The organism is Cellulosimicrobium marinum, from assembly GCF_020551945.1.
Lineage (GTDB): Bacteria > Actinomycetota > Actinomycetes > Actinomycetales > Cellulomonadaceae > Cellulosimicrobium > Cellulosimicrobium marinum.
In genome coordinates this window covers 51,914-65,772 of the sequence record NZ_JAJBZH010000007.1, presented here as the reverse complement: position 1 = coordinate 65,772, position 13,859 = coordinate 51,914, and the positions used below count along the sequence as shown (strand labels likewise).

The following is a 13,859-nucleotide window of genomic DNA, read 5'->3' as shown; positions in this document are numbered from 1 at the left end:
CTGTGGCAGCGGCGGGTGACGCGCAGATGATCGGACGGTGGACGGAGCCTGGCCGCGACCTCCGTCCCCTCGTCCCCACGTCGACGTGGGGACCGCGGACAGCCTCGCATGTTCTGACAGCGCTATCAAGAGGTCGGCCGCACCGGACGACGTCCACCTGACAGACTCTTCCCGTGACCACGACCACCGGCCGCACCCCGGCTCTCCTCGCGCACGTGCCCGCACCGACGGGCAAGGCCCCCGACCCGGACGCGCTGTACGAGGGGTTCACGACGTGGGCCACCGAGCAGGGCCTCGACCTCTACCCCCACCAGAGCGAGGCGCTCATCGAGCTCGTCACGGGGTCGCACGTCATCCTCGCGACCCCCACCGGGTCGGGGAAGTCGCTCGTCGCGATGGGCGCGCAGTTCGCGGCGCTCGCGTCGTACCGCTCGGGCCGCGGCGGCCGCACCTACTACACGGCGCCCCTCAAGGCGCTCGTCAGCGAGAAGTTCTTCGCGCTCGTCGCGGCGTTCGGGTCGAAGAACGTCGGCATGATGACCGGCGACTCCGCCGTGAACCCCGACGCGCCGATCATCTGCTGCACCGCCGAGATCCTCGCGAACCTGGCGCTCCGGCGCGGCTCCTCGGACGACGGCGACCGGCCCGGCGCCGACGAGCACGCCATCTCCCAGGTCGTCATGGACGAGTTCCACTTCTACGCCGACCCGCAGCGCGGCTGGGCCTGGCAGGTGCCGCTCCTCGAGCTCACCGGGACCCAGTTCCTCCTCATGTCCGCGACGCTCGGCGACACGACCCGCTTCGTCGAGGAGATCACCGAGCGCACCGGCCGCCCCGTCGCCGAGGTCACGACGGCCGAGCGCCCCGTGCCCCTGCACTTCTCCTACGTCGTCGAGCCGCTCACCGAGGTCATCGAGGAGCTCGTCACGACCCGCCGCGCGCCGGTGTACGTCGTGCACTTCACGCAGAAGGACGCGGTCGAGCGCGCGCAGTCGCTGCTGTCGATGAACGTCGCGTCGCGCGCCGAGAAGGACGCCATCGCGGCCGAGCTCGGCGACTTCCGGTTCGGCACCGGGTTCGGCAAGACCCTGAGCAAGTTCCTGCGCCACGGCGTCGGCGTGCACCACGCGGGCATGCTGCCCAAGTACCGGCGCCTCGTCGAGCGCCTCACGCAGTCCGGTCTGCTCAAGGTCGTGTGCGGCACGGACACGCTCGGCGTCGGCATCAACGTCCCGATCCGCACGGTGCTGCTCACGAGCCTCGTGAAGTTCGACGGAGAGCGCATGCGCCACCTCACGGCGCGCGAGTTCCACCAGATCGCCGGGCGCGCCGGACGCGCCGGGTACGACACCGTCGGCGAGGTCCTCGTCATGGCGCCCGAGCACGTGATCGAGAACCGCAAGATGCTCGCCAAGGCCGGCGACGACCCGAAGAAGCTCAAGAAGATCGTCCGCAAGAAGGCGCCCCAGGGGTCGGTCAACTGGACCGACGCGACGTTCGAGCGCCTGCGCGACGCCGACCCCGAGCCGCTCACGTCCCACTTCCGCGTCACCCACGCGATGGTGCTCAACGTGCTCGCGCGCTCCCAGCGCGGCGAGGACCCGGTCGCCGCGATGCAGCACCTGCTCCTCGCGAACCACGACTCGGACACCCAGCGGCGCGAGCACGTGCGCCAGACCTTCCGCGTCTACCGCTCCCTGCGCGTCGCCGGCATCGTCGAGCGCGTGCGCGTCCCCGACGCCTCCCGGCCGGGCGGGTACCGGCCGAGCGTGCGGCTCACCGTCGACGTGCCGCGCGACTTCGCGCTCAACCAGCCGTTGTCCCCGTTCGCGCTCGCGGCCCTCGACCTGCTCGACGTCGCGAGCCCGACGCACGCGCTCGACGTCGTCTCCGTCATCGAGGCGACCCTCGACGACCCGCGCCAGGTGCTCTACGCGCAGCAGAACGCCGCGAAGGGCGAGGCGGTCGCGGCGATGAAGGCGGAGGGGTACGAGTACGAGGAGCGCATGGCGCTGCTCGAGGAGATCACCTGGCCGAAGCCGCTGGACGAGCTCCTGCAGCCCGCGTTCGTCATGTACAAGCGGTCGAACCCGTGGGTCGCCGACGCCGAGCTCTCCCCGAAGTCGGTCGTGCGGGACATGGTCGAGCGCGCGATGACGTTCGCCGAGTTCGTCTCCGTGTACGGGCTGGAGCGCACCGAGGGCGTCGTGCTGCGCTACCTCGCCGACGCCTACCGCGCGCTGCGCCAGGTGGTCCCCGACGAGCACCGCACGGAGGACGTGCACGAGATCGTCGAGTGGCTGGGCGAGCTCGTGCGCGGCACCGACTCGTCCCTGCTCGACGAGTGGGAGCGGCTGTCCCGCCCGGTGGACGACGACGCGGACGACCTCGTGGGCGACGGCCCGCTCTCCGGGACGGGCGAGGAGGCGCCCGCACGTCCGGTCACCGGCAACCCGCGCGCGTTCCGGCGGCTCGTGCGCAACGCGATGTTCCGCCGGGTCGAGCTCGCCGGGCGCGAGGACTACCGCGGGCTCGGCGCCCTCGACGGCGCGAGCGGCTGGGACGCCGACGCGTGGGGCGACGCGCTCGACCCGCTCTTCGAGGCGCAGGGCGACGACGCCGTCGGCATCGGCCCGAGCGCGCGCGCCGCTGCGCTGTTCCAGGTCGTGGAGCCCGGTGGCGAGGTACCTCCGGGACACGAGGGCCCGACGACGGCCCACGCCCCGGGCGGCGTGGTCCCCGCGGGCACGTGGCTGGTCCGGCAGGTGCTCGACGACCCGGCCGGGGACCACGACTGGGCGGTCACCGCGACCGTCGACCTCGCGGCGAGCGACGAGGCGGGCGCCCCCGTGATCACCGTGCTCGCGGTCGGGCCGCTGTAGGTCTCACGCCTCCCGGCGACGGTCGAGGCGGTCCGCGAGGCGCCGGAACCCTCAGCGCAGGTCGAGGCGCATCACCCGGCGACGCGTCGTCGGGCGGGCCACCTCGACGAGCCCCGCTGCCCGGAACGCCTGCACGCTGCCGACGGAGTTCTCGCCCCACGTGATCGGCGCACCGGACGGGTCGAGGATCGGGTACCCCTCGACCGCCCGCGCACCGCGCTCCCGGGCGAACGCGACGGCGGCGCGCGCGAGGTCGTACGTGAGCCCGAGCCCGCGGAAGCCCGCCCGCACGACGAAGCACGCCACGGCCCACACGTCCGGGTCGTCCTTGTCCTGGACGTCGCCGTCACCGCGGCCATTCCACGGCACCGGGCTGCCCCGCAGCCGGCGGTACGTCGGCCGCGGACCCACGGCGACCCAGCCTGCCGGCTCGCCGTCGAGGGTCGCGACGAGGCCGCTCGTCCCGGGCGCGTCGGGGTCGTCGCAGCTCGTCTGCTCGTGCAGGAGCCGCGCCCTCTCCTCGGGCGGCGTCGCGTACCAGGCGCGGTCGCCGAGCACCTGCCGCTGGCACCAGCACGCCGCCGGGTACCCGCGCTCGCCGAAGACCGCCACGAGGTCGTCCCACGACACCTCGTTGGCGGGCCGCACCACGACCGCCCCGGCCGCACCCCTCGCCCCGCCCGACGTCGCCACCCACCCGACGCTACGCCGAGAGCCCGGGCCGCGCCTCGCCGTCGTGCGGCACAATCGGGCCGTGGTCAAGAAGTCGAAGTCCTCCGGCCGCGCGGGCCAGACCGCCGGGACACCCGCCGTCGCGCTCCTCGAGCGCGAGGGCGTCGCGTTCACGCTGCACCCGTACGAGCACGACCCCGCGAGCACGCTGAGCTACGGGATGGAGGCCGCGGCGGCGATCGGCGCGGCGCCCGAGCAGGTGTTCAAGACCCTGCTCGCGTCGGTCGACGGCGGTCCGCTCGTCGTCGGGATCGTGCCCGTGGACCGTCAGCTCGACCTCAAGGCCCTCGCGCAGGCCGCGGGCGGCAAGAAGGCGACCATGGCAGAACCCGCCGCCGCCGAGCGGGCGACGGGCTACGTCGTCGGCGGCATCTCGCCCCTGGGCCAGAAGCAGCGGCACCGGACCGTGCTCGACGACAGCGCGCTCGCGTTCGACGTGGTCTACGTCTCGGGCGGGCGACGCGGCCTCGACGTCGGGCTCTCCCCCGCCGACCTGCTCCGCCTCACGTCCGGCGCGACGGCCTCCCTCGCGAGGTAGTACGGGCACCCCGGTACGCCCTGGCGCTCAGCGGCCGTACGCGGCGAACGGGGCGTCGGTCGGCACGACGTCCTTGCCGAGCGGCAGGAGCGAGATCGGGATCATCTTGAGGTTCGCGATACCGAGCGGGATGCCGATGATCGAGACGAACAGCGGGATCGCGGTGACCACGTGGCCGATCGCGAGCCAGATGCCGGCCACGACCACCCAGATGACGTTGCCGATCGTCGACCACGCGCCCGCGGTGGGCTTGTCCACGACGGTCCGGCCGAAGGGCCACAGCGCGTAGCCGGCGATGCGGAACGACGCGATGCCGAACGGGATCGTCACGATAAGAACGCAGCAGACGATGCCGGCCGCGACGTAGCCGAGCGCGAGCCAGAACCCGGCGAGCACGAGCCAGATGATGTTGAGCAGGGTCTTCACCCCACCATCGTCCCGCACCGGCGCCCGGAAGTGGATCCGGGAGCACCCTGATCCTCGCGCGTCTCCGCCCGCCGTGCCGTCCCTAGACTGGCGCCATGCCCGCCGCCTCCTCCCCCGACCTCGTCGCGCTCGTCTCCGAGAACGTCGCCCGGGTACGCGAGCGCGTCGCCGCCGCGGCCCGCGCGGCCGGGCGCGACCCCCACGACGTGCGCCTCCTCGTCGCGACGAAGACGCAGCCCGCCCAGGCCGTGCGGGCCGTCGTCGAGGCCGGCGTGGACCTCGTCGGGGAGAACCGCGTCCAGGAGCTCGTGGCGAAGGCGCCCGACGTCGCCGACCTCGTCGCCGCGGGCCGCGTGGACGTCCACATGATCGGCCACCTGCAGCGCAACAAGGTGAACCCGGTGCTCGCCGCGGCCACGGGCGTCCAGAGCGTCGACTCCCTCGCGCTCGCCCAGGCCCTGTCCACCCGCTGCGCCCGCGACGGACGCGTCCTCGACGTCATGGTGCAGGTCAACGTGTCGGCCGAGGCGTCGAAGTCCGGCACCGGGCCCGACGACGCCCCGCACCTCGCGCGCGACGTCGCCGCGCTCCCCGGGCTGCGTCTGGCCGGGTTCATGACGATCGGCGCGCACTCGCCCGACGAGGCCCTGGTCCGCGCGGGGTTCGCCCGGTTGCGCGAGGTGCGGGACGCCGTCGTGCGGTCGGGCGAGCCGGGGACGGAGGACGCCCACGGCCTGTCCATGGGAATGAGCGGCGACCTGGAGCTCGCCGTCGCCGAGGGCGCGACCGTCGTCCGGGTCGGGACCGCCGTGTTCGGGCCGCGCCCGGCCTGACGTGCGGCGCCGCGCCCCGGCGGCGCGACCCCGACGTGCGGCGCCGCGCCCCGGCGCGAATACTCGGGGGCGCACGCGACCGGACGACCAGGAGGCACGCGCACGCATGGCGGGACGCATCGAGGACTACGGGATCGTCGGCGACCTGGAGACGGCGGCGCTCGTCGGCCGCGACGGCTCGGTCGACTGGCTGTGCCTGCCACGGTTCGACTCGCCCGCGTGCTTCGCGGCGCTGCTCGGGACCGAGGAGCACGGCCGGTGGCGCATCGCCCCGGCGGGTGCCGGGGCGTGCACGTCGCGGCGCTACGTCGACGACACCCTCGTCCTGGAGACGACGTGGCGCACCCCCGAGGGCGAGCTCACCGTCACGGACCTCATGCCGCCGCGCGACGAGGCGCCGGACCTCGTGCGGATCGTCGAGGCGCGCGGCGGGCGCGTGCCGGTGGAGTCCGACCTGCGGCTGCGGTTCGACTACGGCAGCGTCGTGCCCTGGGTCACCCACGGCGAGACGGTGAGCGCCGTCGCGGGTCCGGAGGCTGTCACCCTGCGCACCCCGGTGGCGACGACCGTCGAGGACGGGTCCGTGCGGGCACGGTTCGACGCCGTGCCCGGCGTGCCCGTCCCGTTCGTGCTCGACCGCCGTCCGTCCCACGCCCCGGCAGGCGGCCCCCTCGACGCCGGGCACGCCCTCGCGCGGACCCTCGACTTCTGGCGCGCGTGGAGCGCACGGTCCACCTACGACGGCCCGTGGCGAGACGCCGTGACCCGCTCACTCGTCACCCTCAAGGCGCTCACCCACGAACCGACCGGCGGCATCGTCGCCGCCGCGACGACGTCGCTGCCCGAGCAGCTCGGCGGCGTGCGCAACTGGGACTACCGGTACACGTGGCTGCGCGACGCGACGTTCACGCTCCAGGCCCTCGTCGCCACCGGCTACCGGCGCGAGGCGCGACGCTGGCGCGAGTGGCTGCTGCGCGCCGTCGCGGGCGACCCGGCCGACCTGCAGATCATGTACGCCCTGGACGGCTCCCGCCGCCTCACCGAGCAGACCCTCGACTGGCTCCCCGGCTACGAGGGCTCCGCCCCCGTGCGGACCGGCAACGGCGCCTACGACCAGCACCAGCTCGACGTCTGGGGCGAGGTCCTCGACTCCCTCCACCTGGGCCGCGAGGCCGGGATCGCGGCGACCGAGGACGGGTGGGCGCTCCAGCGCGCCCTCCTCGACTACCTCGAGGGGCACTGGACCGACCTCGACAACGGCCTGTGGGAGATCCGTGGCGAGCCGCGCGCGTTCGTCCACTCCCGCGTGCTCGCATGGGCGGGCGTCGACCGCGCGGTCCGGGCCGTCACCGAGCACGGCCTCGACGGGCCGGTCGACCGGTGGCGCGCGCTGCGCGACGAGATCCGCGCCGACGTCCTCGCCCACGGCTACGACCCCGACCGCAACACGTTCACCCAGTTCTACGGCTCGCGCGGCGTCGACGCGGCGCTCCTCCTCCTGCCGCGCGTCGGCTTCCTGCCCTGGGACGACCCGCGCGTCGTCGGCACCGTGGACGCCGTGCAGCGCGAGCTCGACGCCGACGGGCTGCTCCTGCGCTACGACACCGCCGCCGACGGGCGCGTCGACGGCCTGCCGGGCGAGGAGGGCGCGTTCCTCATCTGCACGTTCTGGCTGGTCGAGGCGCTCGCGGGGATCGGGCGGCGCGACGAGGCGCAGGCCCTCTTCGAGCGCCTGCTCGGACTGCGCAACGACCTCGGGCTGCTCGCCGAGGAGTTCGACACCCGCGCGGGTCGCCAGCTCGGGAACGTCCCGCAGGCGTTCAGCCACGTCGGGCTCGTGAACGCGGCCCTGACGCTCGCGTCGGGCGCCCGGCCCGGCCGGCACGGCACGACGTCGCGGGACGGCGAGGAGGCCGCCGCGCGGTCGACCCGGTGAACCTCCCCGGCCGGACCGGGGACGCACGACGGAGGGAGAGCACGATGCGCGCACTGACGCTGGTGCCCGGCGACGCCGGGTCGCTCGCGGTGCAGGACGTCCCGGAGCCGCAGGCGGGTCCCGGCGAGCTGCTCGTCGAGGGGCTGCTCGTGGGGATCTGCGGGACGGACCGCGAGATCGTCGCCGGGGAGCACGGGCGCGCACCGGACGGGGAGGACCGCCTCGTCCTCGGGCACGAGTCGCTCGGACGGGTGCTCAGCGCGCCGGACGGCAGCGGGTTCTCCCCGGGCGACCTGGTGGCCGGGGTGGTCCGCAGACCCGACCCGGTGCCGTGCGGGGCCTGCGCCCGCGGACAGTTCGACATGTGCCGCAACGGCCTGTACACCGAGCGTGGCATCGCCGGGCGACATGGGTACGCGAGCGAGCGGTGGACCGTCGAGGCGGACTACGCGGTGCGCGTCGACGCCGCCCTCGGCGAGGTCGGCGTGCTCGTGGAGCCGACGAGCGTCGTCGTCAAGGCGTGGGAGCAGGTCGACGCGGTCGGCGGCCGCGCGTGGTTCGAGCCGGAGCGCGTGCTCGTCACCGGCGCGGGACCGATCGGCCTGCTCGCCGCCCTCGTCGGGGTCCGCCGCGGCCTCGACGTGCACGTCCTCGACCGGGTCGACGACGGCCCGAAGCCCGACCTCGTGCGCCGCCTCGGCGCGACGTACCACGCGGGCCCGTCCGCCGACGTCATGGACGAGCTCGCACCGGACGTGGTCGTCGAGGCGACGGGCGCGCGCCAGGTGGTCGTCGACGCGATGTCGCGGACGTCGCACTACGGCGTCACGTGCCTCACCGGGGTGTCGTCGGCGGGCCACGGGGTCCAGGTCGACGCGGGCGCGCTGAACCGGGGCCTCGTGCTGGAGAACGACGTCGTCGTGGGCTCGGTCAACGCGAACGTCTCCCACTACCGCGGTGCGGCCCAGGTCCTCGCCGAGGCGGACCGCGACTGGCTCGCCGCCCTGCTCACGCGCCACGTGGACCTCGACGACGTGCACGACGCGCTCGACGCCCGGCCCGACGACGTCAAGGTCGTGCTCGACCTCGGCGGCGCCCTGCCCTGACCGTCGCGCTCAGCGCACGCCGAGCCGCGCGAGCGCCTGCCGCACCCCCGCGACCCCCGAACCACGCAGCGCGTCCCGCGCCGCGGCGTCGTCCACCCCGCCGAGGAGCATGACGAGCGCGACGTGCACCTCACCGTCCGCGGACCGCAGCACGTCCTCGCACGCCTCCGGCTCCAGGCCGGTCGCCTGGACGAGCATGCGCACGATGCGCGCGCGCAGCTTCTGGTTCGTGGGGCGCACGTCGATCATGAGGTTCGAGTACGTCTTGCCCAGCCGGATCATCGTCGCGGTCGAGAACGTGTTGAGCACGAGCTTCTGCGCCGTCGCTGCCTTCATGCGCGTCGACCCGGTGACGACCTCCGGGCCGGTGTCCACGAGGATGGCGACGTCGACGTCCCGCGCGAGCGGGGCGTAGGGGTTCGCGGACACGAGGACGGTCCGTGCGCCGCGCTCGCGCGCGACGTCGAGCGCGCCGCGCACGTAGGGGGTGCGGCCGCTCGCGGCCAGTCCCACCACCACGTCGTCCGGCCCGACCGCGTCGACGTCCGCCCGGCCCAGCGCGACGTCGTCCTCGGCGCCCTCGACCGCGAGCATCATCGCGCCGACGCCGCCCGCGAGGTGGGCGACGAACCACTCGTCCCCCACGCCGTACGTCGGCAGGAGCTCGACCGCGTCGAGCACCCCGAGCCGCCCCGACGTGCCCGAGCCGACGTAGTGCACGCGCCCGCCCGAGCGCAGCGCCTCCACCGCGAGGTCCACCGCGGCCGCGATCCGGTCGCGCTGCGCGCGCACGGCGGTCGCGACACCGGTGTCCTCGTCCGTGATGCGGCGCACGACGTCGGCGGTCGGCAGGAGGTCGACGTCCGCGGTGCGCGGGTTGCGCTCCTCGGTCGGCGACGCGAGGCGCAGCAGGTCGTGCCACTCCTCGGTGGTGGTCGACGGTTCGGTCATCGGGCACTTCCCTTCGTCGGCCCCGGGGTCGGGCCGGGTTCGCGCGGGGCGGCCCCCGGCGGCGTGGTGGCGAGGACGAGGCGGCGCACCGGGGTGGTCGGCGCGTCCCACGGCAGGGGCCCGGGCGGGGTGAGCGACCCGAGGACGGCGGCCCGGCGCGCGCCCGTGGCACGGCGCCGGTGCTCGCCGGCGGCGGTCCCGGGCAGGCCGTGCGCGGACAGGAAGCCCAGCAGGGCGAACAGGTACGCCTCCTTGGCGTCGCCCGGCATCCCGAGGTCGTCCGCGGTGACCACCGCGCAGCCCGGCGCGACCCGCGCGTCGAGCGCGACCCGCAGCCGGTCCAGGAGCACCGGGTTGCGGGCCCCGCCGCCGGAGACGACGACGCGGCGCACGCCGTGCCCGGCGAGCGCGTCGGCGACGCTCACCGCGGTGAGCTCGGTGAGCGTGGCGACGAGGTCCGGCCCCGCGAGCCCCGGCCGCACGGCGGCGAGGCGGCGCGCGACGTAGGTCGCGTCGAACAGCTCGCGGCCCGTCGACTTCGGTGCGGGAGCCGCGAAGTACGGGTCGTCGAGCAGGGCGGCGAGCGCGACCTCGTCGACCGTGCCCTGCGCGGCGAGCGCGCCGTCACGGTCGTAGGTGAGCCGCCCGTCGGTGAGCGCGGTGACCGCGACGTCGAGCAGGCAGTTGCCGGGGCCCGTGTCCCAGCCCGTGACCGGGTCGTCGACCCGGCCGACGAGCGTGACGTTCGCGATGCCGCCGACGTTGAGCGCCGCCGTGAGCCCGGCGTCCGCGTCGTCGGGGTCGCGCCCGAGCCACAGCGCGTCGAGCACGCTGACGAGCGGCGCGCCGTGCCCGCCCGCCGCGATGTCGGCCACCCGGAAGTCGCTCACCACGGGTCGCTTGACGTGCTCCGCGATCCACGCCGCGTTCCCGAGCTGGAGGCTCCCGCGGGCCCGCGCGCCGACGACCCAGTGGTAGAGGGTCTGGCCGTGCGACGCGACGAGGTCGGCGTCGCCGCCCGCGACGTCGTCGATCGCGCGGCGGCCCGCGCGGCCGATCTCCTGCCCGATCAGCGTGTCGAGCTGGGCGACCTCGGCCACGCCGACGGCGGCGGGGGGCAGCGCCGCGAGGATGCGCTCGCGCAGGGCCGCCGGCCACGAGTACTCGGTGTGCCCCAGGGGGCGCATCCGCAGGACGCCGTCGGGCCCGAGCGTGAGGTCCGCGGCGGCGGCGTCGATCGCGTCGACCGACGTCCCGGAGGACAGCCCCAGGACGATCACCGGTCGCCCTCCCGCTCCGCGCGGTCGGGGTTCCCCGGGGCCGCGACGAGGCGTGCGACGGCGGCCCGGGAGTTCGCCCGGCCGCTCCCGCACGCGACGACCACCGCGGGCGGCACGGGCCCGCCGGGCGACGCGCCGAACCAGTGCCCGACGGCGCCCGGGAACCCGGTGTGCACGACGACCAGGCCCGGCCGCGCGGCCAGGAGCTCGTCGAGGCGCGCCCGCTCCCCCGACCCGGGGACGGGTTCGCGCGTCAGGACGACGAGCGGGCGGTCGGACTCGCCCACCGTCGCCATCGCCTGCGCCCAGGCGTCGGGGTCCGCCGGGCGCAGGTGGCGCACCTCGCCCTCGCCGAACGCGGCGTCGAACGCGCGCTGGACGTGCGGGGCGGCACGGCCCGCGGCGTGGTCGAAGCGCAGGCGCAGGTCCACGACGTCGGGTGCGGTGGTCAGGGGGAGGTCCGTGGTCGGGGACGGGACGAGACGGACCGCGCGTGCCGCCGCGGCGGCGCCCACCTCGCCCAGCGCGGCGAGGGCGGCCTCCGCGGACTCGGGCGAGCAGGTCACGCCGGACGCCGCCTGGCGCGCGCGGATCGCCGCGAGAGCGGCCGTCGTCCGCGCGGCGGAGGCGCGGAGGCGCTCGACGCTCACGCGTCCGGACCCGACGGCGGCGAGGAGCGCGACCTGCGCCTGGCGGAACAGCGTCTCGTCGTCGCGCGCGACGGTCGTGCCGAGGCACAGCAGGTCGGCGCCGCCCTCGATCGCGCGCACGGCGAGCTCGCCGACGGCGTGCACGTCCCCGGCGATCGGGGCGTCTGCGGTGGTCGGGGCGTCTGCGGTGGTCCGGGTGTCGTCCGTGGCGTAGGCGGAGAGTGCGCCCATGTCGAGGGCGTCCGTGACGACGGGACCGTCGAACCCGAGCTCGCGGGCGAGAGCGGAGACGGCCGGCTCGAGCGTCCCGGGCAACGACCCGAGGGCAGGCACGACGACGTGCGCGGTCATCAGCGCGTCGAGGCGGTCCGCCGGGTCCACGCGCGGGCCGGTCGTCGCGGCGAAGGGCGGCAGGTCGCGTGCCCGCAGGAGCGCGGTGTCGGCGTCGACGACGGGCAGGGACAGGTGCGAGTCGACGTTCGTGGCGCCGTGGCCCGGGAAGTGCTTGCCGCACGCCCCGGCTCCCCCGCCGTGGAGCCCGCGGACGAACGCCGCGCCGTGGCGCGCGACGAGCGCCGGGTCGGCACCGAACGAGCGTGCGCCGATGACGGGGTTGTCCGGGTCGGAGTTCACGTCGAGGTCGGGGGCGAGGTCGAGGTCGACGCCGACCGCGGTGAGCAGGCGGCCGAGCGCGCGTCCCGTCTCCTCGGTGAGCTCGACGTCGTCGACGACCCCGAGGGCGCCGTTGCCCGGCAGGCCCGACCCGGTGAGCGCCTCGAGGCGCGAGACGTCACCTCCCTCCTCGTCGATCGCGACGAGGAGGTCGGGCGAGATCGCGCGGAGGCGGGCCGAGAGCCGGGCCGTCGTGGCGACGTCGGGCGTGTTGTGGCCGAAGTAGATGACGCCCGCGAGCCCGTGGCGGGCAGCGTCCTCGAGCCAGGCGGGCGGCACGTCGGCCCCGGTGAACCCCGGCAGGAGGACGCCGTTGACGGCACGCAGGAGGTCGTCGGGGACGACGACCGACGTGCTGAAACTATCTTCCACTCCTGTGCCCATAGGCGAAGATTACTGCCATGGCTGGGTGGAGGGAAACCCGGCCGGCGAGGTCACCCGGGTGAACCGTGCCGTGGCCGCCCGCCGTCAGGGCACCCGGGCGGTCCACTCCGGCGTCGAGAACTTCGTCCGGGCGAGCTCGGCCGCCCGCGCCCGCTCGGCGGGCGTGACCGACCCGTCGACCGTGCGGTACCGCCCACGGAAGTGGGCCTTGAACGCCTCGATGACGTCCTCGCGCGCCATGCCCGTCTGCGACCGCACCGGGTCCACGCGCTTGTTCGCGCTCGTCGTGCCCTTGTCCGACAGCTTCTCGCGGCCGATCCGCAACACCTCGGTCATCTTCGCGGCGTCGATGTCGTACGCCATCGTCACGTGGTGCAGCACCGCACCGCCGCGCAGCCGCTTCTGCGCCGCCCCCGCGATCTTGCCCGCCGGGGACGCGATGTCGTTGAGCGGCTTGTACGTCGCCTCGACCCCGACGTCCGCGAGCGCCCCGAGCACCCAGTCGTCGAGGAACGCGTACGACCGCTCGAAGCTCAACCCCTCGACGAGCGACGCGGGCACGTACAGCGAGTACGTGATCGTGTTGCCGGGCTCGACGAACATCGCTCCCCCGCCCGAGATGCGCCGCACCACCGTGATGCCGTGGCGCTCGGCCCCGTCGGCGTCGACCTCGTTGCGCAGCGACTGGAACGACCCGATGATCACGGCCGGCGACGCCCACTCCCAGATCCGCAGCGTCGGGCCGCGCGTGCCCGCGTCGAGCTCCTCCGTGAGCACCTGGTCGAGCGCGAGGTGCATCGCCGGGCTCTCGGGCCCCTCGTGGACCACCTGGAACTCGTGGTCGCCCCAGCCCGTCGCGTGCCCCAGCGCCCGACGCACCGCGATCGCGACCGCCTCCGGCGAGAACCCGACCATCGTCACGTCGTCGTCCAACGCACCCTGCACCGCGTGCGCGAGCTGCGCGACCGTCGCCGTCTCCGGCATCCCGGTCAGCGCGCCGTCGATGTCCTCCAGCGCGTCGTCGGGCTCGAGGAAGAAGTCCCCGCTCACCGCGACGCGCGCGAGCCTCCCCGCCTCCACCTCGACGTCCACCGCCACGAGCTTGCCACCAGGGACCTTGTACTCTCCGCGCACCCGCCCAGCCTATGCCCGACGGCGCACGGCACCTCCCCGCCGTCGCCCCGACCCGACCAGCGCTTTCCCTCGACCGACCAGAGCTCTACCTCGACCAACCAGGGTTCTACCTCGGCACGGCGGACGAGCGCGTGGGGCGGGGCGGGACGTCGCGGGTCGTGGCGGGACTGGCGGGAGCCGCGAGGCACGAGCGGGTGGGGCGGGGCGGGACGTCGCGGGTCGTGGCGGGACTGGCGGGAGCGGCGAGGCACGAGCGGGTGGGGCGGGGCGGGACGTCGCGGGTCGTGGCGGGTCTGGCGGGAGCCGCGAGGCACGAGCGGCGGATGGTAGACCCG

At 75.2% G+C, this 13,859-nt stretch carries 11 protein-coding genes; 5 read left to right on the top strand and 6 right to left on the bottom strand.

All coding sequences use genetic code 11. The features are described 5' to 3' along the window. Window positions 1-173 precede the first annotated feature (173 nt). A complete protein-coding gene (locus LGQ04_RS15200; protein ID WP_229244803.1) occupies window positions 174-2,882 on the top strand; it encodes a DEAD/DEAH box helicase in 2,709 nt (902 codons plus the stop codon). A 51-nt stretch (window positions 2,883-2,933) separates the two neighbouring features. Here the strand turns inward: LGQ04_RS15200 and LGQ04_RS15195 are convergent, their stop codons facing one another. Further along, the gene (locus LGQ04_RS15195) at window positions 2,934-3,575 is read right to left on the bottom strand and encodes a GNAT family N-acetyltransferase (protein ID WP_229244801.1); all 642 of its coding nucleotides are present in this window, start codon (window positions 3,573-3,575) and stop codon (window positions 2,934-2,936) included. Between the two features lie 61 nt (window positions 3,576-3,636). Here LGQ04_RS15195 and ybaK point away from each other — a divergent pair, with 61 nt between their 5' ends. After that, entirely contained in the window at window positions 3,637-4,152 is a 516-nt protein-coding gene (gene ybaK, locus LGQ04_RS15190) for a Cys-tRNA(Pro) deacylase (RefSeq protein WP_229244800.1), read from the top strand. A 27-nt stretch (window positions 4,153-4,179) separates the two neighbouring features. Here the strand turns inward: ybaK and LGQ04_RS15185 are convergent, their stop codons facing one another. Continuing rightward, window positions 4,180-4,578 carry a YccF domain-containing protein gene (locus LGQ04_RS15185; RefSeq protein WP_229244799.1) on the bottom strand — a complete coding sequence of 133 codons (399 nt, stop codon included), beginning with the start codon at window positions 4,576-4,578 and terminating at the stop codon, window positions 4,180-4,182. A gap of 95 nt (window positions 4,579-4,673) precedes the next feature. On the opposite strand from LGQ04_RS15185, the gene LGQ04_RS15180 reads away from it, so the two are divergent. The 3 genes from LGQ04_RS15180 (at window position 4,674) to LGQ04_RS15170 (ending at window position 8,453) form a co-directional block, all read left to right on the top strand. After that, complete coding sequence (locus LGQ04_RS15180) at window positions 4,674-5,411, top strand: YggS family pyridoxal phosphate-dependent enzyme (RefSeq protein WP_229244798.1); 738 nt, start codon at window positions 4,674-4,676, stop codon at window positions 5,409-5,411. A 106-nt stretch (window positions 5,412-5,517) separates the two neighbouring features. Further along, window positions 5,518-7,347 (top strand): glycoside hydrolase family 15 protein, encoded by a 1,830-nt coding sequence (locus LGQ04_RS15175; protein WP_229244797.1) that lies wholly within the window; start codon window positions 5,518-5,520, stop codon window positions 7,345-7,347. A 44-nt stretch (window positions 7,348-7,391) separates the two neighbouring features. Further along, the gene (locus LGQ04_RS15170) at window positions 7,392-8,453 is read left to right on the top strand and encodes a glucose 1-dehydrogenase (protein WP_229244796.1); all 1,062 of its coding nucleotides are present in this window, start codon (window positions 7,392-7,394) and stop codon (window positions 8,451-8,453) included. A gap of 9 nt (window positions 8,454-8,462) precedes the next feature. On the opposite strand, the gene murQ is transcribed toward LGQ04_RS15170, so the two are convergent. From murQ to lplAB, 4 genes are all read right to left on the bottom strand, one after another. Beyond that, window positions 8,463-9,404, bottom strand: a complete 942-nt coding sequence (gene murQ / locus LGQ04_RS15165) for an N-acetylmuramic acid 6-phosphate etherase (protein ID WP_229244795.1) — start codon at window positions 9,402-9,404, stop codon at window positions 8,463-8,465. Then, the gene (locus LGQ04_RS15160) at window positions 9,401-10,684 is read right to left on the bottom strand and encodes an anhydro-N-acetylmuramic acid kinase (RefSeq protein ID WP_229244794.1); all 1,284 of its coding nucleotides are present in this window, start codon (window positions 10,682-10,684) and stop codon (window positions 9,401-9,403) included. The genes murQ and LGQ04_RS15160 overlap by 4 nt, the downstream gene beginning before the upstream one ends. After that, window positions 10,681-12,390 carry a glycoside hydrolase family 3 N-terminal domain-containing protein gene (locus tag LGQ04_RS15155; RefSeq protein ID WP_229244793.1) on the bottom strand — a complete coding sequence of 570 codons (1,710 nt, stop codon included), beginning with the start codon at window positions 12,388-12,390 and terminating at the stop codon, window positions 10,681-10,683. Before LGQ04_RS15155 ends, LGQ04_RS15160 begins: the two co-directional genes overlap by 4 nt. Window positions 12,391-12,474: 84 nt before the next feature. Further along, window positions 12,475-13,524 carry a lipoate-protein ligase LplAB gene (lplAB, locus tag LGQ04_RS15150; RefSeq protein WP_229244792.1) on the bottom strand — a complete coding sequence of 350 codons (1,050 nt, stop codon included), beginning with the start codon at window positions 13,522-13,524 and terminating at the stop codon, window positions 12,475-12,477. Window positions 13,525-13,859: the final 335 nt, after the last annotated feature.